Genomic DNA, 22,768 nt, shown 5'->3' on the forward strand with positions numbered 1-22,768 from the left:
TCTCTGCGGGGCTTCCATGTTTTAATTGAACGCTTGTTCAACTAAAACCGGTGGTTCGCTGCCCGCTCATAACAGGAGGCTTACCCTTGCTGAATCCGTTTGTTGCTGTCTTTGCCTACGACCTTGAGGTGCATGGCTCATGAGTGCACCTGCTAGCCAATCCAGCGGTATGGTTCGCATGAATCCGCCGGTGTTTTATTTCGCGGCAACGGTTATTTTGCTGTTCGGTGTGTTGGTCATTTCCTTCCCTGAGACGGCTGGCCAGTGGTTGCTGGCGGCGCAGAACTGGGCGGCCAATACGGTCGGCTGGTATTACATGCTGGCGATGACGATTTATCTGGTCTTCGTGGTGGTCACCGCCTTGTCTGGTTACGGCAAGATCAAGCTCGGTGCCGACCACGACGAACCCGAATTCAGTTATCTGTCCTGGGCGGGGATGCTGTTCGCTGCCGGGATCAGTATCACGCTGTTCTTCTTCTGCGTCTCGGAACCACTGACTCACATGCTGCAGCCGCCGCAAGGCGAGGCGGGCACGACTGAGGCGGCGCGTCAGGCGATGCAGTTGCTGTTTCTGCACTGGGGCCTGCATGGCTGGGGCGTGTTTGCGTTTGTTGGTATGGCGCTGGCGTACTTCGCGTATCGCCATAACCTGCCGTTGGCGTTGCGCTCCGCGCTGTACCCGCTGATCGGCAAACGTATCAATGGTCCTATCGGTTATGCGGTGGATGGCTTCGGCATCATCGCGACTATCTTCGGTCTCGGTGCCGACATGGGCTTTGGGGTCTTGCACCTCAATTCCGGGCTCGATTACCTGTTTGATATTCCCCATACCCAATGGATTCAGGTCGGGCTGATCACGCTGATGATGGGCGCGGCGATTCTGGTGGCTGTGGCGGGTGTCGACAAGGGCGTGCGCGTCATGTCGGACATCAACATGCTGCTGGCCTGTGCGCTGCTGCTGTTTGTGTTGTTTGCTGGCCCGACGCAGCATCTGCTGAACACGTTGGTGCAGAACATCGGTGATTACCTTGGGGCGATCACTACCAAGAGTTTTGATGTGTATGCCTACGACAAGCCGAGCGAATGGCTGGGCGGCTGGACGGTGTTTTACTGGGCGTGGTGGATTGCCTGGTCGCCATTTGTAGGCCTGTTCATTGCGCGTATTTCCCGTGGCCGGACCATTCGTGAGTTCGTGTTCGGTGTACTGCTGATTCCGTTGGGCTTCACCTTGGCGTGGATGTCTATTTTCGGTAACAGCGCCATCGATCAGGTGCTTAATCACGGCATGGTCGCGCTGGGTCAATCGGCCATTGATGATCCGTCACGCACGCTTTATTTGCTGCTGGAAACCTATCCATGGAGCAAAACCGTTATTGCGGTGACGGTGTTCATCAGCTTTGTGTTCTTCGTCACCTCGGCAGACTCGGGCACGGTGGTGCTTTCGACGCTGTCGGCCAAAGGCGGTAACGCTGATGAAGACGGTCCCAAGTGGCTGCGGGTGTTCTGGGGTGTGGCGACTGCGCTGGTGACCAGTGGCTTGCTGTTCTCCGGTAGTATCGATGCGCTGAAGTCTGCGGTGGTGCTCACGTCGTTGCCGTTCTCGCTGATTCTGCTGTTGATGATGTGGGGTCTGCATAAAGCATTCTTCATGGAGTCCCAGCGACAGATCGCGCAGCTGTACTCGTTGGCCCCGGTGTCGGGTGCGCGACGTGGCGGCTGGCGTCAGCGCTTGAGCCAGGCCGTGCATTATCCGTCGCGAGACGAGGTGTATCGCTTCCTCGACCAAACCGTGCGCCCGGCTATCGAAGACGTCACGGCGGTGTTTGCCGAGAAAGGCCTGAACGTAGTCAGTCAGCCGGATCCGGCCAACGACAGCGTCAGTCTGGAAATCGGCCATGGCGAAGAACGTCCGTTCATTTATCAGGTGATGATGAAAGGCTTCTTCACGCCGTCGTTTGCGCGTGGCGGAATGGGCTCCAAGCAGTTGAACAATCGTCGCTATTACCGCGCCGAAGTACATCTGAGCGAAGGCAGTCAGGATTACGACCTGGTGGGTTACACCAAAGAGCAGGTCATCAACGACATCCTCGACCAGTACGAGCGCCATATGCAGTTCCTGCATTTGGTGCGCTAGGTCAGTGAGACCATCTCACCTAGGTCCTGCAGGTTTGCTTAGATTCTGTGGGAGCCGAGCTTGCTCGCGATGAACGATGACACGGTGCCTCTGAGTGACCGGGTCGACAGTATCGCGAGCAAGCTCGGCTCCCACAGGGATTTGAGTCAAGGATGACTCTCGGTTCGCATCGATCTACGCCAACCCGCCGTTGGCGCGCAGGATCTGCCCGTTGACCCAGCCTGATTCCGGTCCGGCCAGAAAGGACACGACATTGGCGATGTCTTCTGGCTGACCCAGGCGCTGCAGCGGCGGCATGTTTGCGAAGTTCTTGATCTGCTCTTCAGTTTTGCCATTCAAGAACAGTTCGGTGGCGACGGGGCCGGGTGCTACCGCGTTGACGGTGATGTCACGACCGCGCAGCTCCTTGGCAAACACATGGGTGAACGATTCAACGGCTGCCTTGGTTGCGTTGTAGATCGCGTAGCCTGGAATGTTTAGCGCCAACGCCGAGCTGGAGAAGTTGATGATCCGTCCGCCGTCGTTCATTCGTGCGCTGGCTTCGCGCAGGGTGTTGAAGGTGCCCCGCGTATTGCTAGCGAACGTCTGTTCGAACAGTTCATCGCTGGTGTCCGCAATGGGCATGGTTTTCATGATCCCGGCGTTGTTGACCAGTACGTCGACCTTGCCCAGTTTTTGCTCAGTCACGTCAAACATGCTGCGCACTTCGTTTGTGTCGGCCACGTTGGCCTTGACCGCTATGGCACGACCGCCAGCGGCGACCAGCTCAGCCACCAGTGAATCAGCTTCGTGGGTGCTGTTGGCATAGTTGACGACAACTGCAAAGCCATCGGCTGACAAACGTTTAGCGATCTCTGCGCCAATGCCGCGAGATGCTCCGGTCACGATGGCGACTTTGCGAGGATTGCTCTGAGTCATGATCCACCTCCATTCTGAATGTGCCGATACTTTTACATGCTGAACGCAGTTATAAACAGGCATGGATTGGCATTGATGTTCGGGAAACCTGAGCAAACGCAGGACCTGTAGGAGCTGCCGAAGGCTGCGATCGCGGCGTGTCAGGATAGATGCTTCGCAGCCTTCGGCAGCTCCTACAGAGAGCGCATTTCAATCCAGTTGTTTTGCATTTTTTGATGAGAGATTAGCTTGCTCGTGAAGCGTTGTAGCAGGCAATCCGGTTATGACGGTGAGATTGCAATCGCGAGCAAGCTCGGCTCTTATCACTAAATGCAATTGTCTGATTTGGAGTGCTTTTCTGTAGGAGCTTACGAGCACCGCGAGGCAGCGATGGCGGTCTGTCTGATACACCGCTATCGCGGCCTCGCGGTGCTCGTGCGCTCCTACAGGTCCAATGCGTGCTGCGAGACAACGCGGTGTCAGGTAAACCGGGACTAGACATAGAATTTAAATCGGGATCTGCATCCAGCCGCATGCAAAAACAAAAAAGCCCAGGGCTGCATACGCAACCCTGGGCTTTTGGGTGAAGGCTTTAATCAGCCTTCATCGCCCTCGTCGTCGTCACCACCATCGATCTTCATGCCCAGCTCCTTGATCTTGCGAGTCAAGGTGTTGCGGCCCCAGCCCAGCAGAACCGCGGCGTCGCGACGACGGCCAGCGGTATGTTTGAGGGCGGTTTCGATCATGATGCGCTCGAAGGTCGGCACGGCGCTGTCCAGCAGGCTGGATTGACCGCGTGCCAGCGCTTGGTCGGCCCATTGGCGCAGCGCCTGTTCCCAGTTGGTCACTGGCGCTGCATCTTGCGGCAAGCTCAGCAGCTCGGGCGGCAAGTCGCTGATGTGCACTTCACGGCCGGATGCCATGACGGTGATCCAGCGACAGGTATTTTCCAGCTGGCGCACGTTACCCGGCCAAGGCAGGTGTTTGAGGTATTCCTCGGTTTCCGCCTTGAGCAGTTTCGGTTCGACCGCAAGCTCCTGAGCCGCACGGCTGAGGAAGTGCTTGGCCAGCGTCGGAATGTCTTCACGACGATCCGACATGCGCGGGATGTGGATGCGGATCACGTTCAGGCGGTGAAACAAGTCTTCCCGGAATTTGCCTGCCTGCACCAGTGTTTCCAGATTCTGGTGAGTCGCCGCGATGATACGCACGTCGACTTTGACCGGCGTGTGGCCGCCCACGCGATAGAACTCGCCGTCAGCCAGAACCCGCAGCAGACGGGTTTGGGTGTCGGCAGGCATGTCGCCGATTTCATCGAGGAACAGTGTGCCGCCGTCCGCTTGTTCAAAGCGACCGCGACGCAGGTTTGCTGCGCCGGTGAACGCGCCTTTTTCGTGGCCGAACAGTTCCGATTCCATCAAATCTTTCGGAATCGCAGCCATGTTCAGCGCTATGAATGGCGATGCCGAACGTGGGCTGTGGCGGTGCAGGGCGTGGGCAACCAGCTCTTTACCGGTACCCGACTCGCCGTTGATCAGCACGGTGATGTTGGAGTGGCTCAGGCGGCCGATGGCCCGAAACACTTCCTGCATCGCTGGCGCTTCGCCAATGATTTCAGGTGTGCGGGTCAGCGTTGGCGCAACGTCCATGCCTTGCTGTTCCTGAGCGTGCAGGTTGGCACGCTTGACCAGGGAAACGGCTTCATCGACGTCAAATGGTTTTGGCAGGTATTCGAACGCGCCGCCTTGATAAGAGGCAACAGCGCTGTCCAGGTCCGAATGGGCGGTCATGATGATGACCGGCAGGCGCGGATGCTGTTCGCGAATACGCGCCAGTAGATCCAGACCACTGGCGCCCGGCATGCGAATGTCAGAGATAATCACGTCCGGTTGCTGACGAGCCAGGCGGCTCATCACGCCATCGGCGCTATCGAAACTTTGTGTGGTCATGCCTTCTTGCTGCAAGGCCTTTTCCAGAACCCAACGAATGGAACGATCGTCATCTACGATCCAGACAGTTTCACTACGGCTCATGTCGAAGCTGCTCCTTGTTCCAGCGGCAGGAATATCGAGAAGGTGGTGTGGCCAGGATGGCTGTCACACTCGATCAGCCCCTGGTGCTGACTAATGATGTTCTGCGTTATCGCAAGGCCGAGCCCAGTGCCGTCAGGGCGGCCGCTGACCATCGGGTAGAAAATGGTTTCCTGAAGCTCGGCCGGAATACCGGGGCCGTTGTCGATGATTTCGATTTTGCTGACCAGCCGATGACGCACATGGCCGATGGTGAACTGCCGCATCGCACGGGTGCGCAGGCTTATCCGGCCAAGGCGCAGTTCGTTTTGACTGCTGATGGCTTGCATCGCGTTACGCACGATATTGAGCACGGCCTGGATCATTTGTTCGCGGTCGATCAATACGTCGGGAATACTTGGATCATAGTCGCGCACCAGAGTGATGCACCCTTGGCTTTCTGCTTCGACCAGACTGCAGACGCGTTCGAGCACTTCGTGCACGTTGGTCATGGCCAGTGAAGGCAGCTTGTTCGATCCGAGCATACGATCCACCAGATTTCTCAGGCGGTCGGCTTCCTCGATGATGACGTTGGTGTAGTCCTTCAAGCTCTCTTCAGGGAGCTCACGGGCCAGCAATTGCGCTGCGCCGCGAATGCCGCCTAGCGGATTCTTTATTTCGTGAGCGAGGCCACGCACCAGCATTTTGGTGGTTTCCTGCTTGGACAACTGGGCTTCTTCTTTAGTGATGCGTAGCAAGCGGTCACGCGGATGGACCTCCAGCAACAGCAAGGTCTCGCCTTGGCTGAGGATGGGGGTCACAGCGTAATCAACAGTCAGAGTCTGACCTGTGAGGGCGGTGAGCATGGCTTCACGTTTGGTGAACGGGTGCGCTTGTTCCACCGCCTGACGCAGGGAACTCAGGGCTTCTGCCGACTCAGTAAACAGCTCGCTGATGAATTGCCCATGGCTGCGCTGACCGCTGATGGCGAGCAGCATTTCCGCTGCTGGGTTCATGTACTCAAGGCGCAGATCAGCATTGAGCAGAATGGTGGCAGTGGTCAGGTTGTCGAGTAACAAACGGTGCAGCGCGTCGCTGATAGTCATTAAAGTCGTTGACCTCTTTTGGCTCATTGCGATTCCAGGCGAGCCTCGGATCACAGGCGCTGGTTGGTCTTCTCCAGCGTGGGTAACGCCACTGATACGTTTGTATCCAGTGCAGATAAAGATGCTGTTATGGGCAAGTTGCAAAAACCAAACCAAGGCTCCGAAAAGAAGCGTTTAATCTGCAAAATCGGGCTTTTTTTGGACAGTGCGTTTGATTGGTTCATTGGTTTGGGTTGTTTTCGACCCAAAATGGGCTCGACTTGCTGTCGGCTTGTAATATCTTGCACCAATATAGGGCTTTAGTGTTCGGAGGGCGGGGGATGAATCAAAAGAAAGGCAGGATGCTGCTTTCTTCTTCTGGCTTGTCTTTCAGAGGGCACTCGGGGCGCACGCCGTATTCGGCGGTTTTGCAGGGATTGGCCGTGCGCTTTTGCGCCAGTGAAATGCGCAGCATATGGAAGGGCTGGTTAGGTGTCTTTTCCAGCACGCGTCCTGCTTCATCGAGAATCTCTACCGCGAGCTGATGAGTGCCTCGATCAACATTCGTTAACGGAAACACAGGGCTGCGTCCGGCCTGAGCGTAAGGCTTGCCATCGACCAGGAGTCGATAGCTATGACCGGGCTGCAGGGCTGGGTCGCTGGTGACGGTGACAATCAGTTCGCCTGGAGCGCTGCGCATTGTCGCGTCCGGTTCTGGCACCAGAATCCTTAGCAAGTCGTAACGAAATATCGCCTTGGGTTTTGCCTTGGGTGGCGCGCTTTGGTGGACGGTACGTTTTGGTGGCGATCCGGTGGTGTTGTTGCTGGGCAGGATCTCCACGCGCTTGGCGTTCTTGTGAGGCTGATCGGTGAACACCCGATTGCCTTGGGCGTCCGTGTAGGTGTAAACCTCCGCCAATGCTAAAGCGGGCAGCGTGATCAGCAGGCAAAACAGCGCGCTGAGCAGTCCTGGGGATTTAAGGTTTGCCGACATGAACGCGCTGCACCGTCAGGGTAATGGTCGGACTCTGCTGGATGATGCGGCCTTTATCCAGCACCACGACCGCAAAGCTGTGTTCGCCGCGCTCAATGTTGACCACTTGCAGGCGCGGGACATTACCGGGTTGGCCATAAAGGTTGCCGTCGACCAGTAATTGCAGCAGATGCCCCTGTATCAGCCTTGGCTTGATCGCTACGCCCACGGTGAAGGTGCCATTGTTGGCGCGTAATGCTTCGTCTGCAGGCAGGTCAGTCAGCTCAAGGGTTTGGTAGCCGGTTTGTGCCTGAGCCGGGGCCGGTGGGGTTTGCGCTGGCGTCACAGGGGTGGCCATTTTCTGGGTGTCGACGCTGTTGAGTGGCGGCAATTCCACGACCTTGGCCTTGACCCCGTCGGGTGGCTGATTACTGAACGCGGTATTACCGTTTGCGTCGGTGTATTTATAGATCTGCGCCGCTGCGGGCAAAGCGATCAACAGCAGCAGACAGATGAGACTTCGGCGCATGCAGGCTCCGTGGCTTTGATGCGGTTGGCGGTGTTATGGGCGCAGCATAGAACATAAATCAGCCTGAGCGGCTTACGATCATTTGCGGATTATGCACAGCTCGCCCACTGCGCGCGTCAGCGCCAGATCATGAATGGGATCCTTTGCTTGCAGACGGGACTGTTGAATCAGCCAGTTTGGGCATTCTGGATCCTGGCGATACATCGCAAAGGCTGAGTACTCACGCAGCAGCCGCGTTTGCAGTTGGTCCAGATGCGGGCGAATTTGCCCGACCAGATCCGGCCTTGGTGTGTCTGGCGCCTTGCCGGTCTCGTGCCATTTGGCAAGAAGTGCGTACTGCACCAGCTTGTTCGCCTCAATCTGCGCGGCGAGGAATTGGCTGACTTCCTGTGCGTCCAGGCTATAGGTCGGGGCGAGCTTTGCTGCTGCGGCGATGACCTGTGCTTCCCGAGGGCTGTCCTGAATCGGTTTCCCGCTGTCCCATTTGGTCAGCGCGACCTGATCTGCGACGGCAAGGCGTTCGCTGATCGTTGCCAGCAAAGGTGCCAGCGGCGCAGGGGCGGTTGAGGTCTGGGGTGCGCCTGCGCAGGCGGTCAGGCTGGTGAAGGTGGCGCAGAGGAAAAGCAGGCGTGGTTTATTGGTCATCTCTCTTTTTCTCTTTTCTGAATCGGGATGTAATTTGATAGTGAATCTGTAGGAGCGCACGAGCACCGCGAGGCCGCGATAGCGTTCTGTCTGATGCACTGCTATCGCGGCCTCGCGGTGCTCGTGCGCTCCTACAGGGGCGGCGTTCGCGATACGACAGCATGCACTCGCGCACAGCGCTTCAGGCAACAACTATTTACCGGCTATTAAATCCCGCCCATAAAAAAGGCCTCCCGAAGGAGGCCTCTTTGGTGCGTCAAAGTTGCTGACGCGACTGGATTAGCAGCTGTAGTACAGCTCGTATTCCAGTGGGTGTACGAAGGTGCGTACTTTGATTTCTTCTTCGCTTTTCAGAGCGATGTAAGCGTCGATGAAGTCGTCGCTGAAAACGCCGCCTTTGGTCAGGAACGCACGACCTTTGTCCAGCTCTTCCAGGGCTTCTTTCAGGCTGCCGCAAACTTGTGGGATCTCTTTGGCCTCTTCAGGCGGCAGGTCATACAGGTTTTTGTCAGCTGCGTCGCCAGGGTGGATCTTGTTCTGGATACCGTCCAGGCCAGCCATCAGCAGTGCTGCGAAAGCCAGGTACGGGTTGGCTGCTGGATCCGGGAAGCGAGCTTCGATACGACGGCCTTTAGGGCTGTTGACGTAAGGAATACGGATCGAAGCGGAGCGGTTACGAGCCGAGTACGCCAGCATTACTGGAGCTTCGAAGCCTGGAACCAGACGCTTGTAGGAGTTGGTAGCCGGGTTGGTGAAGCCGTTCAGCGCTTTACCGTGCTTGATGATGCCGCCGATGAAGTACAGAGCGGTATCGGACAGGCCGGCATAGCCTTCGCCCGCGAAGGTGTTCTTGCCATCTTTGGAGATGGACATGTGAACGTGCATACCCGAACCGTTATCGCCGTACAGCGGCTTAGGCATGAAGGTAGCGGTGCGGCCGTAAGCGTCAGCAACGTTGTGAACAACGTACTTCAGGGTCTGAACTTCGTCAGCCTTTTTAACCAGCGTGTTGAATTTCACGCCGATTTCGTTCTGGCCAGCAGTTGCCACTTCGTGGTGGTGAACTTCTACGGTCTGGCCCATTTCTTCCAGAGCGTTGCACATTGCGGTGCGGATTTCGTGGTCATGGTCGAATGGTGGAACCGGGAAGTAACCGCCTTTGATGCCTGGACGGTGGCCCTTGTTACCGCCTTCGATGTCGGCGTCGGACATCCACGAACCCTGTTCGGAGTAGATCTTGAACATGGAACCGGAGATGTCGGATTTGAATTTCACTTCGTCGAAGATGAAGAATTCTGGCTCTGGACCGGCGAATACCGTGTCACCGATACCGGTCGACTTCAGGTATTCCTCAGCGCGGTGAGCAATAGCGCGTGGGTCGCGATCGTAACCTTGCATGGTCGAAGGTTCGATGATGTCGCAAACCAGGATCAGGGTTGGCTCTTCGGTGAACGGGTCCAGTACTGCGGTTTCATCGTCCGGCAGCAGGATCATGTCGGAGGCTTCGATGCCTTTCCAGCCAGAGATGGAGGAACCGTCGAACATCTTGCCGACTTCAAAGAAGTCGTCTTCCAGCGCATCGCGAGCCGGCATGGTCACGTGGTGCTGTGTACCTTTAGTGTCCGTGAAGCGCAGATCAATCCACTTAACGTCATGATCTTTGATGAGTTGAACCGACTTCGACATGGTGTCCTCCGGGTGGCTTCGGGCCTATTTAATGGTTTGGGCCCTTAGAATTTGGGTGATGCCGGCGCAGATACTCTGCCAAGGCAACCTGCCTCACAAGGGAGCAAATTGCATGCCAGTGCCCCGAGTTGGGTTTTATGCCCCAAACGCTCGCTATTTCGGGATAAAAAACGGTTATTTGAAAATTTGGTGCACCTTAATGATGCTCGATATTGTGCGTAAGGTCTTTTTTGGTGCATCGATGATTGGTTGCACGATAACTGGTTAAACCTTGAGCAATTTCCGCTATAATCCCGCCCCCTCTTTTTCGGCTGGCACCTCGCGCGCTGTTTTCATGAAACTAATCGTAAAAGTCTTCCCCGAGATCATCATCAAAAGCCCGCCGGTGCGTAAGCAATTCATCCGCCAGCTGGCCAAGAACATCCGTACCGTGCTCCGTGATCTGGATCCGGTGCTGGTGGTGGATGGCTCGTGGGACAACCTCGAGGTTCAGACGAAACTGACCGACCCCAAGGTCCTGCAGGACATGACCGATCGCCTGAGCTGCATGCCGGGCATCGCCAATTTCCTTCAGGTGGCCGAATACCCGCTGGGCGACATGGACGACATTGTCGCGAAGTGCAAGCTGCACTACGCAGACTTGCTGCCGGGCAAGATGTTTTCAGTGCGCTGCAAGCGGGCGGGCAAGCATGCATTCAGCTCAATGGATGTCGAAAAATACGTCGGCAGCCAGCTGCGCAAGCAGTGCGGTGCGGCTGGTATCGAGCTGAAAAAGCCGGAAATCGTGGTGCGAATGGAAATTCGCGACAAACGGTTGTTCGTGATCCACAGCCAGCACAACAGCGTAGGCGGATACCCGTTAGGCGCCCTCGAACAGACCCTGGTATTGATGTCCGGCGGTTTCGATTCGACGGTGGCGGCCTATCAGGTCATGCGTCGCGGGCTGATGGCGCATTTCTGCTTCTTCAATCTGGGCGGTCGTGCCCACGAACTGGGCGTGATGGAAGTCGCGCATTTCATCTGGAAGAAGTACGGCAGCTCCCAGCGCGTGCTGTTTATCAGCGTGCCTTTCGAGGAAGTTCTCGGAGAAATCCTGCAGAAAGTCGATAACAGTCATATGGGTGTAGTTTTGAAGCGTATGATGTTACGCGCTGCATCCTCTATCGCTGACCGTCTTGATATCGATGTGCTGGTTACCGGCGAAGCGATTTCACAGGTTGCCAGCCAGACGTTGCCGAACCTGTCGTTGATTGACGCCGCGACTGACAAGCTTGTCTTGCGTCCGCTGATCACCAGCCACAAGCAGGATATCGTCGATCAGGCGGTTGAAATTGGTACTGCCGATTTCGCCCGGCACATGCCTGAGTATTGCGGGGTGATTTCGATCAACCCCAAGACCAACGCAAAGCGCAACCGCGTTGAGTACGAAGAGCAACAGTTCGACATGGCGGTTCTCGAGCGAGCGCTGGAGAACGCCAAACTGGTTTCGATCGATCGTGTGATTGACGATTTGAGCCAGAGTGTCGAGATAGAAGAAGTCAGTCAGGCACTGGCAGGGCAGGTCATCGTCGACATCCGTCACCCGGATGTCCAGGAAGATCAGCCACTGGTATTGCCTGGCATTGAAATACAGGCGCTGCCGTTCTATGCACTGAACAGCCGCTTCAAGGAACTGGATAACACGCGCCAGTACCTGTTGTATTGCGACAAAGGCGTCATGAGTCGCCTGCATGCTCACCATTTGCTCAGTGAGGGGTATGCCAATGTGCGCGTTTATAGACCGAGCTAAGTGCCCGGGGCTGTTTGCCTGTGGCTTGCGTCACCGGCCCCCCGACGCCAGTCGTCTAGCCGTAACGGCTTTGGCCGACTCTGACGTTATAAATAGCTGTTTAGCAGTATTCAGCTAACCGAATCCTCTGATCGAGATACACAAGTGATCGAAAATCTACGCAACATCGCCATCATTGCTCACGTTGACCACGGTAAAACCACCCTGGTAGACAAACTCTTGCGTCAATCCGGCACTCTGGAGCGTAACGAGCTCAACGACGAGCGCGTGATGGACTCCAACGACCAGGAGAAAGAGCGCGGTATTACCATTCTGGCGAAAAACACCGCCATCAACTGGAACGGCTACCACATCAACATCGTGGACACCCCGGGCCACGCCGACTTCGGTGGTGAAGTTGAGCGCGTAATGTCGATGGTTGACTCCGTGCTGCTGCTGGTTGACGCTCAAGACGGCCCTATGCCGCAAACCCGTTTCGTGACCAAGAAGGCTTTCGAAGCCGGCCTGCGTCCGATCGTGGTCATTAACAAGGTTGACCGTCCAGGCGCGCGTCCGGACTGGGTTCTGGACCAGATCTTCGACCTGTTCGACAACCTGGGTGCTACCGAAGAACAGCTGGACTTCAAAGTTGTTTACGCCTCGGCCCTGAACGGTATTGCCGGTCTGGACCACACCGACATGGCTGAAGACATGACCCCGCTGTACCAGTCGATCGTCGACAACGTACCTGCGCCGGCTGTTGACCGTGACGGTCCTTTCCAGATGCAGATCTCTGCTCTGGACTACAACAGCTTCCTGGGTGTTATCGGCGTTGGCCGTATCGCTCGTGGTCGCGTCAAGCCGAACACTCCGGTTGTGGCTATCGACGTTGATGGCAAGAAGCGCAACGGCCGTATCCTGAAGCTGATGGGTCACCACGGTCTGCACCGCATCGACGTTGAAGAAGCAGCAGCGGGCGACATCGTCTGCATCAGCGGCTTCGAAGAGCTGTTCATCTCCGACACGCTTTGCGATCCAAACAACGTTGAGGCGATGAAGCCACTGACCGTTGACGAGCCAACCGTTTCCATGACCTTCCAGGTAAACGATTCGCCTTTCTGCGGTAAAGAAGGCAAGTTCGTCACCAGCCGTAACATCAAGGAACGTCTGGACAAAGAGCTGCTGTACAACGTTGCTCTGCGCGTTGAAGAAGGCGACTCGGCTGACAAGTTCAAGGTTTCCGGTCGTGGTGAGCTGCACCTTTCGGTTCTGATCGAAACCATGCGTCGCGAAGGCTTCGAAATGGCCGTAGGTCGTCCGGAAGTGATCATCCGTCGCGTAGGTGACGTGAAGCACGAACCGTACGAAAACGTGACCATCGACCTGCCTGAAGAAGCGCAAGGCGCGATCATGGAGCAAATGGGTCTGCGTAAAGGCGACCTGACCAACATGGTTCCGGATGGCAAAGGCCGTGTACGTCTCGAGTACAACATCCCGGCTCGTGGTCTGATCGGTTTCCGTAACGAGTTCCTGACCCTCACCTCCGGTGCTGGCATCCTGACCTCGATCTTCGACCGTTACGACGTGATGAAGTCCGGCGACATGTCCGGCCGTCAGAACGGCGTTCTGGTTTCGGTTGAAACCGGCAAGGCTCTGACTTACTCCCTGGAAACCCTGCAGGCTCGCGGCAAGCTGTTCGTTGAGCACGGTCAGGAAATCTACGGTGGTCAAATCGTTGGCTTGAACAGCCGCGACAACGACCTGGGTGTTAACCCAACTAAAGGCAAGAAGCTCGACAACATGCGTGCTTCGGGTAAAGACGAGACCATCGCTCTGGTTCCACCTGTCAAGTTCACCCTTGAACAGGCTCTGGAATTCATCCAGGACGACGAGCTGTGCGAAGTGACTCCTAAGTCCATCCGTCTTCGCAAGAAGATCCTGGACGAAAGCGAGCGTACCCGCGCTGCCAAGAAAGCCAAGAACTGATTAGTTTTTAATCAGGCTTGAAAAAACGCCCCCGACCGCAAGGTCGGGGGCGTTTTTGTTTGTGTGGTGCTCGCTGATCGCGGACTTTGCAGGCGCGACAGTCCGGTGTCAGAACTTCGGAAACGGCGTACTGGTATTGTTCTTCAGCGTGCCGCTCGCCTGGCGAACCACATCTTTAGGCTTGTAAGCGCAGTAGCCGGGACGCGGGCCAACCTTGGGGTGGTTGCGGCACGTGTCCGGACGTTTGTCGTAGATGGTGCACAAGCGGCTCTTGCGATCCAGATACAGGCAGTCGTTGTTGCTCATGCGCTGCAAGGTGAAGATTTCTGACTTCTGGTTGTAACGCTCGACAATCCCTTCCTTCTGCAAACGCTTGGCGATGTTCTTCGCCGGTTCGCCCCGTTCGAATTCATCGACGATGCCGATGCGGATCAAGTCCTTGATCTTCACTTCCACAGGCAGCGTGCAGCAGCTGGAAATGCAGCCTCCGCACATGTGACTGGAGTATTTGGCCCAGGTATCGATACGGTCGATTTCTGCGGCGGCGATCAAGGTCGGTTTCATGAGCAATACGGTTCCGGGTGTATCGGGCGCGCGATGATACCGGTGCTTGTTGATTTCGCGTAGGCAAAATTTTGCAAAGCGACTACCGGTGGTGGCCGAGCGCTCCTACAGGCTGGGAAAATTTTTCAGGATTCGAATATCACTTTCGCCAACTCGTCTATCTGCTCCTGCCGCTCAGCCTGACTCAGCTTCGCCCCAGGATTCAGCGACGACCATTGCGGATGCGCACGGGCCTTATGCAGAGCTTCAGGCAGTTTACCCTCGCGCCAGGTTTTGTCCTGCGGAGTGCTCAGCTGAATGCTGTCCATGGCGGCATGGCCTCGTGCGGCCAAGGCCATCAGCAAATGACGCTGACGCAGCGCTAGCAGCCGCAATACCGCATCGTCCACCGTCAGTTCGCGCTGGCCTTTGAGTTTGCCGAGCAACCGCCCGCCGTAGCTGCGCACCGTCTGTAGTGCCCCGCCCGCTATAGCCCCGGCCAAGGCCGCCGCGCCCATGGTGATGCCACCCACCAGCAAATCGACTCCCGCACCCGCTGCCGCGCCTGCCGCAATTCCGCCGCCGACTCGTACGCCTAATTGCTTGAGGGTTTCGGGATTGAACAAGTCGTCGCCCCAACGCCCGTCCAGCAAGGGCAGATCACTGGCCGCAGCGTCCTGAACGCGAAACGCGTAAAGCTTGAGCAGTTCCTCCACGCAGCGCTGTTCACGCTGACGCACGGCTTTGCGCAGTTCATCAATGGCTTGTTGTTCATGGCCCGAGTCAGTGGAAACGCTGCGTCGGCAGGCCGCACAGTCGATAAGCAACTGCGCGATCAAACGGCTGGCGCTTTGCTGACGCGCGTCACGCTGGGCCTCAAGATCCAGAATCAGCCGTTCCAGTTGATCACGGGAGTTTTCCAGCAGCAGCGCAAGGCTTTCATACAGGCGCCGTTCGCCATCTTCTGGCGGTGCAACGCTGTCAAAACGCACCAAGGCATGCAGGCCCAGGCGTGCAAGCGCCTCACGCCACGCGGGTTCACGATGATCCGCGCTGCTGACAAAATTCAGGACCGGCAGTAGCGGTTTGCCGCAGCTTGCCAGGATCGACAGCTCGTCACGGTACTTGGCCAGCACCGGCTCACGGGCGTCGATGATGTAGAGCCCTGCGTCGGATGCCAGTAACTGGCGCATGACTTTGGCTTCCTGCTCAAAGCGCTGCCGTGCCTCGCTGCCTTCCAGAAAGCGCGCCAGTCGTGCGGGGCCGTCCAGGCGCTCGCCCGGTCGATCCTGGCGTTCGAGAAAATCCAGCAGCGCGATGGCGTCCTCCAGGCCGGGTGTGTCGTACAGTTCAAGCAGCGCCTGGCCATCCACGGACAGCCGCGCACCTTCTACATGGCGCGTCGTGCTTGGCCGGTGGGAAACTTCCCCAAAGCCCACATCGCGAGTCAACGTTCGTAGTAGCGAGGTCTTGCCGACATTGGTGTGGCCGACCACCGCCAGTTTCAGCGGGCGAATCTTGTCCTTGTCAGTCATGGCCTGCCTCCAGCCAGTTCAGTGGCGCGCTGTTGCTCCACGCTAGATCCAGCTGCTGCAACGCTGCCTGCCAGTCGCCGACTCGCTCAGGATTCAGATGTTGCCCGTCGGGTGCTAGTAGCAACCAGACCCGCGTTGCGCCTGCACAGCGAGCCAGTTCGGCAACCAGTGCAAGGCTGCCGCGATCAGGTGAGCGACGCGGATCGCAGGCAATAACCAGTCGTGCGGGTGGAAAGCGGGTCAGTTGATCGAGCAGTTTTTGCCGGGATTCCCGGCTGTCTAGAATGCCTGCATCGACCACACCTTCCGGCAATAGAGGCGGCCAGGGCTGTTCATCGTCCAGCTCGATAGCGACCAGCACTGCGCCGTCACTGTGTTGTGCCGCGCCATTGGGCAGTACTTGATGCAGTTGCTCTGGCGCCGCGTCGCTGACCCCAAGTCGTTCGCTGCTGGGCATAAGCCGTTCGCGAAGCTGGCTGTAACCGGGCAAGGTCAGGTCCAGACTTAGCGCAGCCCGGCCGATGCGCCAGCGCCACAGGCAGACCAACGCAAGAATCAGCCGCGGCACAATTCCATAAACCAATAGCACGCCGACCAGCCACGCGGCCCAGGCCTGGCGACCTGATTCAACAACCACGGCGCTGTCGCCGCTGGCGCGGATCATGGACTCGTCCGGGACAGTGAAACCCAGCAAAGCGGGGAGTATGCCGAGCGTCTGGGTCAGGCTGACGAAGGTGTCGCTGCCTAAAATAGTGGTTTCCCACACAAAGCCATAACGTCGCGTCGCCATTAGCAGCAGTAACAGCACAAGTGCGCTGACCAGTGCCAGCAGCCACAAGCCATGGATCAGCGCGCCCAGTACCCATCGATTAAGCCGTCGGCGCTGCAACAGCACAATCAATGCGGGGGCGAGCTGTGCGGCCTGGGCGTCGCGGGCGAGTTTTTCGCTGAGCCATAGCCAGAGGCGTCCAAGGCTCGCCGTGTTTTGTCCGGCGACGCCAAAACTCATCGCCCAACTGAGCAGCAGAATCAGGTTCAGCCCGAGCAGACTGCCCAGCGCCCAGAACACATTGACCGGAGTCTGGCCGTCGCCCAGTGCCGCGAATGCCAGCCCCGCACCGCTGAACACCGAGAAAATCGCCAGTGCGATCAGCGCCAGTCGGGCGCCTTGTTTCCAGTGTGGAAGCGCGGCGCGCATGCCGTCGCGTTCGGCCAGCCACAGGGCGCGGCTTTGCACGCGGCTCGTCAGGTCGCCACCGTTGGCCCGGGCGCGACGGTTGGCTTCAAGGTCTTCCAGCGGGCCGGCCTGTTCTTCGCGCAGGCGCACGGCTTCTGTCAGCCAGAGGGTATCGAGGGGAGTCAGAGCAGTCACACAGCGTCTCGTCGAATGAATCAGGAAAGGAGCATAACCTTTGCGCCATACATTCGAGCAGTTCGGCCGCTACGAATTCAGTGTCAGCGTCTGTTATTCTCGCCGCCATGAAAAATCAACTTCCGCTCAGCCTGATTGCCGCTCTTGGTGAGAACCGAGTGATTGGCGTCGACAATTCCATGCCCTGGCACTTGCCGGGGGATTTCAAATATTTCAAGGCTACGACCTTGGGCAAGCCCATCATCATGGGGCGCAAGACCTGGGATTCGCTGGGTCGGCCGCTGCCCGGTCGCTTGAATCTGGTGGTCACGCGTCAGGCGGACCTGCAACTGGAGGGCGCCGAGGTTTTCACGTCGCTGGAGTCCGCTGTTGCCCGCGCCGAAGAATGGGCGTTGGAGCAGGGTGTTGCGGAGGTGATGCTGATCGGCGGCGCGCAGTTGTACGCCCAGGGTCTGGCTCAGGCAGATCGTTTGTATCTGACCCGTGTGGCGTTGAGTCCCGAAGGCGATGCGTGGTTTCCGGAGTTTGATCTGGCGGAGTGGGCCTTGGTGTCTGAGGTTTTGAATCCGGCGGTGGATAACAAGCCTGCGTATAGCTTTGAGGTTTGGGAGCGCCGTTAAATTACTATCGCGAGCAAGCTCACTCCTACAGAAAAATACGGTCAGCTGTAGGAGTGAGCTTGCTCGCGATAGCGGTTTGAAATCCTCCACAAAAGTGTCGCAATCGGAAATCTCCGTCGCGAATCGCTTCCAGTGTGACGCCCTCGGGACGCACACAGTCGCTGGCATCCCCAATCAGTCATCATAATTTGTTACGGTCGATCCTCTTAACTTTCAGGGGGATACCACGATGAAGTTCGCTCCACGATTGCTTGCCGCTGCGCTCTGCCTTGGTCTGGCCGGGCAGGCGTTTGCTGCCACCGAGTTGAAGCACTGGCCTGAGCCCGCCGCAAAAGCACTTGACGCGATGATTGCTGCCAATGCCAACAAGGGCAATTACGCGGTTTTCGACATGGACAACACCAGCTACCGCTTCGACCTCGAAGAGTCGCTGCTGCCGTACATGGAAAGCAAAGGGCTGATCACCCGAGAGAAACTCGATCCGTCCCTCAAGCTCATGCCTTTCAAGGACACGGCTGACCACAAGGAAAGCCTGTTCAGCTATTACTACCGCCTGTGTGAAGTCGACGACATGGTTTGCTACCCATGGGTCGCTCAGGTGTTCTCGGGCTTTACTCTCAAAGAACTCAAAGGCTATGTCGATGAGCTGATGGCCTTGGGTAAACCGATCCCGGCGACTTACTACGATGGCGATGTGGTCAAGAAGCTCGACGTTGAGCCGCCACGTATCTTCACCGGCCAGAAAGAGCTATTCAACAAGCTGATGGAAAACGGCATTGAGGTTTATGTGATGACCGCTGCATCCGAAGAGCTGGTGCGGATGGTCGCCTCCGATCCCAAGTACGGCTACAACGTCAAACCGCAAAACGTTATTGGCGTGACCCTGCTGCTCAAGGACAAGAAGACCGGCGAGCTGACCACCGCGCGTAAGCAGATCACGGCGGGCAAGTACGACGAGAAGGCTAACCTTGGTCTGGAGTTGACGCCTTATCTCTGGACACCAGCGACCTGGATGGCGGGCAAGCAGGCGGCGATCCTGACCTACATCGATCAATGGAAAAAGCCGGTGCTGGTCGGCGGCGATACGCCTACAAGCGATGGCTACATGCTGTTCCACGGTGTAGACGTCAGCAAAGGCGGCGTGCACCTGTGGGTTAATCGCAAAGACAAATACATGACCCAACTGAACGGTATGATCAAAAACAATGCCGAGGCTCAGGCCAAAGAAGGTTTGCCGGTGACTGCGGACAAGAACTGGGTGATCGTCAAGCCGGATGAGATTCAGTAGGAACTACTTCTAGGTTCTACGCTGGATCTGTGGGAGCGAGGCTTGCCCGCGATAAGGCTGGACGCGATGTGCCTGATACCTGCGGCGTCCTTATCGCGGGCAAGCCTCGCTCCCACAGGTTTTGCGTTGATCCTGGCAGCCCAACAAAAAACCCGGCATCGCTGCCGGGTTTTTTGTGGTCGCTGAGAAAGCTTAAGGCACCAGCTTGTCCAGCAACGCCTTGTCGCGCACAGCGCCTTTGTCGGCGCTGGTGGCGAGCAGGGCGTAGGCTTTCAGCGCTGTCGTCACCTTACGTGGGCGTACTTCAACCGGCTTCCAGCCTTTCTGGTCTTGTTCGGCGCGGCGGGCGGCCATTTCTGCGTCATCGATCAGCAGGTTGATCGAGCGGTTCGGGATGTCGATCAGCACCTTGTCGCCATCACGCACCAGACCGATCGCGCCGCCAGCGGCTGCTTCCGGCGATGCATGGCCGATGGACAGGCCTGAAGTACCACCCGAGAAACGACCGTCGGTGAGCAATGCACACGCTTTGCCCAGACCTTTGGATTTCAGGTAAGACGTCGGGTACAGCATCTCCTGCATGCCCGGGCCGCCTTTCGGGCCTTCGTAGCGGATGATCACGATGTCGCCCGCTTTGACCTCGTCAGCGAGGATGCCGCGAACTGCGCTGTCCTGGCTTTCGAAGATCTTGGCGTTGCCTTCGAATACATGGATCGATTCGTCAACGCCTGCGGTTTTAACGACGCAGCCGTCCAGAGCGATGTTGCCGTACAGCACGGCCAGGCCGCCTTCTTGCGAATACGCATGTTCGAAACTGCGGATGCAGCCGTTTTCACGGTCGTCATCTACGGTTTCCCAACGAGTCGACTGGCTGAACGCAGTCTGCGTCGGAATACCGGCCGGGCCTGCACGGAAGAAGGTATGCACAGCTTCATCGTCAGTCTGGGTGATGTCCCATTTGGCGATGGCTTCGGCCATGGACGGGCTGTGGACGGTCGGCAGGTCGGTGTGCAACAGACCGCCGCGGGCCAGCGAGCCGAGGATACTGAAGATACCGCCTGCGCGGTGCACATCTTCCATGTGGTACTTCTGGATGTTCGGCGCCACTTTGCACAGCTGAGGAACCTTGCGGGACAGACGATCAATGTCACGCAGGTCGAAAGCGATCTCGGCTTCCTGAGCGGCTGCCAGCAAGTGCAGGATGGTGTTGGTCGAGCCGCCCATGGCGATGTCGAGCATCATCGCGTTTTCGAACGCCTTGAAGTTGGCGATGTTGCGCGGCAGCACGGCGTCGTTGTTTTCGATGTAGTACTGACGGCACAGGTCGACGATGGTGCGGCCAGCCTGCAGGAACAGTTGCTCACGGTCGCTGTGCGTCGCCAGTGTCGAGCCGTTGCCCGGCAGTGCCAGACCCAGTGCTTCGGTCAGGCAGTTCATCGAGTTGGCGGTGAACATGCCGGAGCACGAGCCGCAGGTCGGGCAGGCGCTGCGCTCGTACTCGGCGACTTTTTCGTCACTGGCTGTCGAGTCAGCTGCGATCACCATGGCATCGACCAGGTCCAGACCGTGGGAGGCGAGCTTGGTCTTGCCGGCTTCCATCGGGCCGCCGGAAACGAAGATAACCGGGATGTTCAGGCGCAAAGCGGCCATCAACATGCCTGGGGTGATCTTGTCGCAGTTAGAGATGCAGACGATGGCGTCAGCGCAGTGGGCGTTGACCATGTATTCCACGGAGTCGGCGATGATCTCGCGGCTCGGCAGCGAATACAGCATGCCGTCGTGGCCCATGGCGATGCCGTCATCCACGGCGATGGTGTTGAATTCTTTGGCGACGCCACCGGCCCGCTCGATTTCACGGGCGACCAGTTGGCCCATGTCTTTGAGGTGGACGTGGCCCGGTACGAACTGGGTGAACGAGTTGGCAACGGCGATGATCGGTTTCTTGAAGTCCGCGTCCTTCATCCCGGTGGCGCGCCACAAGGCACGAGCGCCGGCCATGTTGCGGCCGTGGGTGGACGTTTTCGAGCGGTAATCAGGCATGGAGCACTCCGGGCGGCTAATCAGGTAAGTATGGGGGAGTGAGCTTCTTGGTTCTGTACGTAAAGTGGCTGCGCTCGCCGACTTTTCGTTCAGTCCCCTGTCTTCACAAAGCCAGCGGCAGTGACCGCTTGCTGCGAGGGAAACCGACGCCACGGGATCGCCGTGCGCTCGGCCTGAGCTCATAAACCCGCCGGGGATGACTGGCGATGAATAGCGCGATTCTACACCTGTGAGGGGCAGAAGGGATGTTACGCGGGGGATTTATGGATGAATGCCTGGGCCTATACATTCGGCATCACTTACCTTGCGGCAATATCAGCGCCGAAGGGCTAGCGTTTTAAGCTTTCAGCGGAGTGCAATGGATTGCCAGATTTGCATCGTAGTGAACAAGCACGGGCGGGGCGATATTCCGAGACGGGCCGCCCCTATTTACTTACATCGGTGGTTCAGAGCCGACGGCCTGTTTTCGTGGACTGGAGGCTGGGCCGATTAGTCGTAAAAGAATTTCGATGGGCGCAAGAACAGGGGCTGGCTAACTCCCGGCCTGGGTCATCATGCCAGATCACTTCCATTGGCTTGTCGAGCTAAGGTCTGGAACATTGAAAGCGTTGATGCAGAGCACAAAATCCCGTAGTGCGATTGCGGTCAATCGTATGAGGGGATGTAGCGAACAGCTTTGGCAACGAGGATTTCACGACCGTGCTCTGCGCTATGACGAGGATTTACTGACGGCCGCTCGCTATATCATCGCGAACCCGCTAAGAGCAAGGCTGGTAAGGCGCGTTGGGGATTATCCGCTCTGGGATGCTGTTTGGCTTTGAGTCCGTCATCGCGAGCAAGCTCACTCCTACAGGGGAACGCATTCCAACTGTAGGAGTGAGCTTGCTCGCGATAGCGTCATGTGCAGCAACGCAAAATTCAGGGTTGATAATGCGTTTGGTTGTGATCCTGTAGGAGCGCGATTCCCCGCGATAACGTCAGTTGCCGCTACGCAGGTTAAACCCAACCATCATTCTTCTTACGCCCACGGGTCATGGCCGGGATGATCAGGCCGATCAGCAGGCCGGCACCGGCGATGCTGCCGCCGTAGACCATGTAGCGCATCAGGACGAGGTTGTTCTCATCGCCGAGTTTGGCTTGCGTGGTGCGCAGTTCAGACTGGGCTGCGGTGAGTTGTTCGTTGAGGTCTTTACTGCGAGCTTCAAGCTCATCGATCAGCTTTTTACGGGTGTCCAGGGTTTCCTGCATGCCTTGCACGCGAACCTTCCAGCCGTCATCGATGGTCTTGAGCTGGCCGCTCAGGTCGGCCACCTGTTGAGTCAGTTCCGGCAAGCGCTCAGCCTGGCCGGGCTCACTCTGCAGGTCAGCAGTCGGAATCCACACCGAGTTGCCACCCTCGCGCACCTGGCTGTACTCGCCTTGGGTGCTGATCAATTCAACCTTCTGGCCGGACTTGAGGGTGCCGACAATACGATAGCCGTCGGTGGGGCCGCTGCGCACATAAGTATTAAGGCTGTCACTGACCCAGCGATCATTAGGTCTGGATTCTGCTGCATGCACAGTGCTGCAAGCGGCAATCAGCAAGCCAGCGCCCAGAGTGCGGTAGTTGAATACACGAGGAAGACGAGAAATGAATGCTGAAAGATGACGAGACATAG

The 22,768-nt window shown here is 57.5% G+C and carries 17 protein-coding genes and 1 pseudogene; 6 read left to right on the plus strand and 12 right to left on the minus strand.

Features of this window, described 5'->3' with window-relative positions:
* Nucleotides 1-178: 178 nt before the first annotated feature.
* Entirely contained in the window at nucleotides 179-2,134 is a 1,956-nt protein-coding gene (betT, locus tag ABRP31_RS00550) for a choline transporter BetT (RefSeq protein WP_238599585.1), read from the plus strand.
* Between the two features lie 174 nt (nucleotides 2,135-2,308).
* Here betT and ABRP31_RS00555 read toward each other — a convergent pair whose 3' ends face one another.
* The 7 genes from ABRP31_RS00555 to glnA all read right to left on the minus strand — a co-directional run bounded on the left by ABRP31_RS00555 (nucleotide 2,309) and on the right by glnA (nucleotide 9,958).
* Nucleotides 2,309-3,052, minus strand: a complete 744-nt coding sequence (locus tag ABRP31_RS00555) for an SDR family oxidoreductase (protein ID WP_349971031.1) — start codon at nucleotides 3,050-3,052, stop codon at nucleotides 2,309-2,311.
* A gap of 575 nt (nucleotides 3,053-3,627) precedes the next feature.
* Nucleotides 3,628-5,064: a nitrogen regulation protein NR(I) gene (gene ntrC / locus ABRP31_RS00560; RefSeq protein WP_027902131.1), complete on the minus strand. Its 1,437-nt coding sequence runs from the start codon at nucleotides 5,062-5,064 to the stop codon at nucleotides 3,628-3,630.
* Entirely contained in the window at nucleotides 5,061-6,146 is a 1,086-nt protein-coding gene (gene glnL / locus ABRP31_RS00565; RefSeq protein WP_027902132.1) for a nitrogen regulation protein NR(II), read from the minus strand. The genes ntrC and glnL overlap by 4 nt, the downstream gene beginning before the upstream one ends.
* 325 nt (nucleotides 6,147-6,471) lie before the next feature.
* Nucleotides 6,472-7,119 carry a DUF4124 domain-containing protein gene (locus ABRP31_RS00570; RefSeq protein ID WP_372489307.1) on the minus strand — a complete coding sequence of 216 codons (648 nt, stop codon included), beginning with the start codon at nucleotides 7,117-7,119 and terminating at the stop codon, nucleotides 6,472-6,474.
* The gene (locus ABRP31_RS00575; protein ID WP_087268414.1) at nucleotides 7,103-7,627 is read right to left on the minus strand and encodes a DUF4124 domain-containing protein; all 525 of its coding nucleotides are present in this window, start codon (nucleotides 7,625-7,627) and stop codon (nucleotides 7,103-7,105) included. The genes ABRP31_RS00570 and ABRP31_RS00575 overlap by 17 nt, the downstream gene beginning before the upstream one ends.
* A gap of 78 nt (nucleotides 7,628-7,705) precedes the next feature.
* Nucleotides 7,706-8,272, minus strand: a complete 567-nt coding sequence (locus ABRP31_RS00580) for a chorismate mutase (protein WP_349971121.1) — start codon at nucleotides 8,270-8,272, stop codon at nucleotides 7,706-7,708.
* Between the two features lie 279 nt (nucleotides 8,273-8,551).
* Nucleotides 8,552-9,958 carry a glutamate--ammonia ligase gene (glnA, locus tag ABRP31_RS00585; RefSeq protein ID WP_087268421.1) on the minus strand — a complete coding sequence of 469 codons (1,407 nt, stop codon included), beginning with the start codon at nucleotides 9,956-9,958 and terminating at the stop codon, nucleotides 8,552-8,554.
* 334 nt (nucleotides 9,959-10,292) lie between these two features.
* On the opposite strand from glnA, the gene thiI reads away from it, so the two are divergent.
* On the plus strand, nucleotides 10,293-11,747 hold the full coding sequence (thiI, locus tag ABRP31_RS00590; protein WP_349971032.1) for a tRNA uracil 4-sulfurtransferase ThiI: 1,455 nt from the start codon (nucleotides 10,293-10,295) through the stop codon (nucleotides 11,745-11,747).
* A 144-nt stretch (nucleotides 11,748-11,891) separates the two neighbouring features.
* On the plus strand, nucleotides 11,892-13,712 hold the full coding sequence (gene typA, locus ABRP31_RS00595) for a translational GTPase TypA (RefSeq protein WP_087268427.1): 1,821 nt from the start codon (nucleotides 11,892-11,894) through the stop codon (nucleotides 13,710-13,712).
* Nucleotides 13,713-13,820: 108 nt separating this feature from the next.
* Here typA and ABRP31_RS00600 read toward each other — a convergent pair whose 3' ends face one another.
* The 3 genes from ABRP31_RS00600 to ABRP31_RS00610 all read right to left on the minus strand — a co-directional run bounded on the left by ABRP31_RS00600 (nucleotide 13,821) and on the right by ABRP31_RS00610 (nucleotide 17,162).
* On the minus strand, nucleotides 13,821-14,276 hold the full coding sequence (locus ABRP31_RS00600; RefSeq protein ID WP_087268430.1) for a YkgJ family cysteine cluster protein: 456 nt from the start codon (nucleotides 14,274-14,276) through the stop codon (nucleotides 13,821-13,823).
* 125 nt (nucleotides 14,277-14,401) lie between these two features.
* Nucleotides 14,402-15,790 (minus strand): GTPase/DUF3482 domain-containing protein, encoded by a 1,389-nt coding sequence (locus ABRP31_RS00605; RefSeq protein ID WP_349971034.1) that lies wholly within the window; start codon nucleotides 15,788-15,790, stop codon nucleotides 14,402-14,404.
* Nucleotides 15,783-17,162, minus strand: a complete 1,380-nt coding sequence (locus ABRP31_RS00610; protein WP_349971035.1) for a DUF2868 domain-containing protein — start codon at nucleotides 17,160-17,162, stop codon at nucleotides 15,783-15,785. The genes ABRP31_RS00605 and ABRP31_RS00610 overlap by 8 nt, the downstream gene beginning before the upstream one ends.
* A gap of 107 nt (nucleotides 17,163-17,269) precedes the next feature.
* Between ABRP31_RS00610 and ABRP31_RS00615 the strand changes: the two genes are divergently transcribed.
* Both ABRP31_RS00615 and ABRP31_RS00620 read left to right on the plus strand, forming a co-directional pair.
* Nucleotides 17,270-17,782 carry a dihydrofolate reductase gene (locus tag ABRP31_RS00615; RefSeq protein ID WP_087268439.1) on the plus strand — a complete coding sequence of 171 codons (513 nt, stop codon included), beginning with the start codon at nucleotides 17,270-17,272 and terminating at the stop codon, nucleotides 17,780-17,782.
* Nucleotides 17,783-18,011: 229 nt separating this feature from the next.
* The gene (locus tag ABRP31_RS00620; RefSeq protein WP_349971036.1) at nucleotides 18,012-19,070 is read left to right on the plus strand and encodes a haloacid dehalogenase-like hydrolase; all 1,059 of its coding nucleotides are present in this window, start codon (nucleotides 18,012-18,014) and stop codon (nucleotides 19,068-19,070) included.
* A gap of 192 nt (nucleotides 19,071-19,262) precedes the next feature.
* On the opposite strand, the gene ilvD is transcribed toward ABRP31_RS00620, so the two are convergent.
* The gene (gene ilvD, locus ABRP31_RS00625; protein WP_087268445.1) at nucleotides 19,263-21,110 is read right to left on the minus strand and encodes a dihydroxy-acid dehydratase; all 1,848 of its coding nucleotides are present in this window, start codon (nucleotides 21,108-21,110) and stop codon (nucleotides 19,263-19,265) included.
* A gap of 363 nt (nucleotides 21,111-21,473) precedes the next feature.
* On the opposite strand from ilvD, the pseudogene ABRP31_RS00630 reads away from it, so the two are divergent.
* A pseudogene (locus ABRP31_RS00630) lies at nucleotides 21,474-21,931 on the plus strand (transposase).
* A gap of 175 nt (nucleotides 21,932-22,106) precedes the next feature.
* On the opposite strand, the gene ABRP31_RS00635 reads toward ABRP31_RS00630, so the two are convergent.
* Complete coding sequence (locus ABRP31_RS00635; protein WP_349971122.1) at nucleotides 22,107-22,766, minus strand: TIGR04211 family SH3 domain-containing protein; 660 nt, start codon at nucleotides 22,764-22,766, stop codon at nucleotides 22,107-22,109.
* Nucleotides 22,767-22,768 lie beyond the last annotated feature (2 nt).

The sequence above is a fragment of the Pseudomonas caspiana genome, from assembly GCF_040224095.2.
Classification (GTDB): Bacteria; Pseudomonadota; Gammaproteobacteria; order Pseudomonadales; family Pseudomonadaceae; genus Aquipseudomonas; species Aquipseudomonas caspiana.

Excerpts from the sequence above, each read along its gene's own strand:
- betT (WP_238599585.1), top strand. The coding sequence starts at position 179 with ATGAATCCGCCGGTGTTTTATTTCGCGGCAACGGTTATTTTGCTGTTC.
- ABRP31_RS00555 (WP_349971031.1), bottom strand. The coding sequence starts at position 3,052 with ATGACTCAGAGCAATCCTCGCAAAGTCGCCATCGTGACCGGAGCATCT.
- ntrC (WP_027902131.1), bottom strand. The coding sequence starts at position 5,064 with ATGAGCCGTAGTGAAACTGTCTGGATCGTAGATGACGATCGTTCCATT.
- glnL (WP_027902132.1), bottom strand. The coding sequence starts at position 6,146 with ATGACTATCAGCGACGCGCTGCACCGTTTGTTACTCGACAACCTGACC.
- ABRP31_RS00570 (WP_372489307.1), bottom strand. The coding sequence starts at position 7,119 with ATGTCGGCAAACCTTAAATCCCCAGGACTGCTCAGCGCGCTGTTTTGC.
- ABRP31_RS00575 (WP_087268414.1), bottom strand. The coding sequence starts at position 7,627 with ATGCGCCGAAGTCTCATCTGTCTGCTGCTGTTGATCGCTTTGCCCGCA.
- ABRP31_RS00580 (WP_349971121.1), bottom strand. The coding sequence starts at position 8,272 with ATGACCAATAAACCACGCCTGCTTTTCCTCTGCGCCACCTTCACCAGC.
- glnA (WP_087268421.1), bottom strand. The coding sequence starts at position 9,958 with ATGTCGAAGTCGGTTCAACTCATCAAAGATCATGACGTTAAGTGGATT.
- thiI (WP_349971032.1), top strand. The coding sequence starts at position 10,293 with ATGAAACTAATCGTAAAAGTCTTCCCCGAGATCATCATCAAAAGCCCG.
- ABRP31_RS00600 (WP_087268430.1), bottom strand. The coding sequence starts at position 14,276 with ATGAAACCGACCTTGATCGCCGCCGCAGAAATCGACCGTATCGATACC.
- ABRP31_RS00605 (WP_349971034.1), bottom strand. The coding sequence starts at position 15,790 with ATGACTGACAAGGACAAGATTCGCCCGCTGAAACTGGCGGTGGTCGGC.
- ABRP31_RS00615 (WP_087268439.1), top strand. The coding sequence starts at position 17,270 with ATGAAAAATCAACTTCCGCTCAGCCTGATTGCCGCTCTTGGTGAGAAC.
- ABRP31_RS00620 (WP_349971036.1), top strand. The coding sequence starts at position 18,012 with ATGAAGTTCGCTCCACGATTGCTTGCCGCTGCGCTCTGCCTTGGTCTG.
- ilvD (WP_087268445.1), bottom strand. The coding sequence starts at position 21,110 with ATGCCTGATTACCGCTCGAAAACGTCCACCCACGGCCGCAACATGGCC.
- ABRP31_RS00635 (WP_349971122.1), bottom strand. The coding sequence starts at position 22,766 with ATGTCTCGTCATCTTTCAGCATTCATTTCTCGTCTTCCTCGTGTATTC.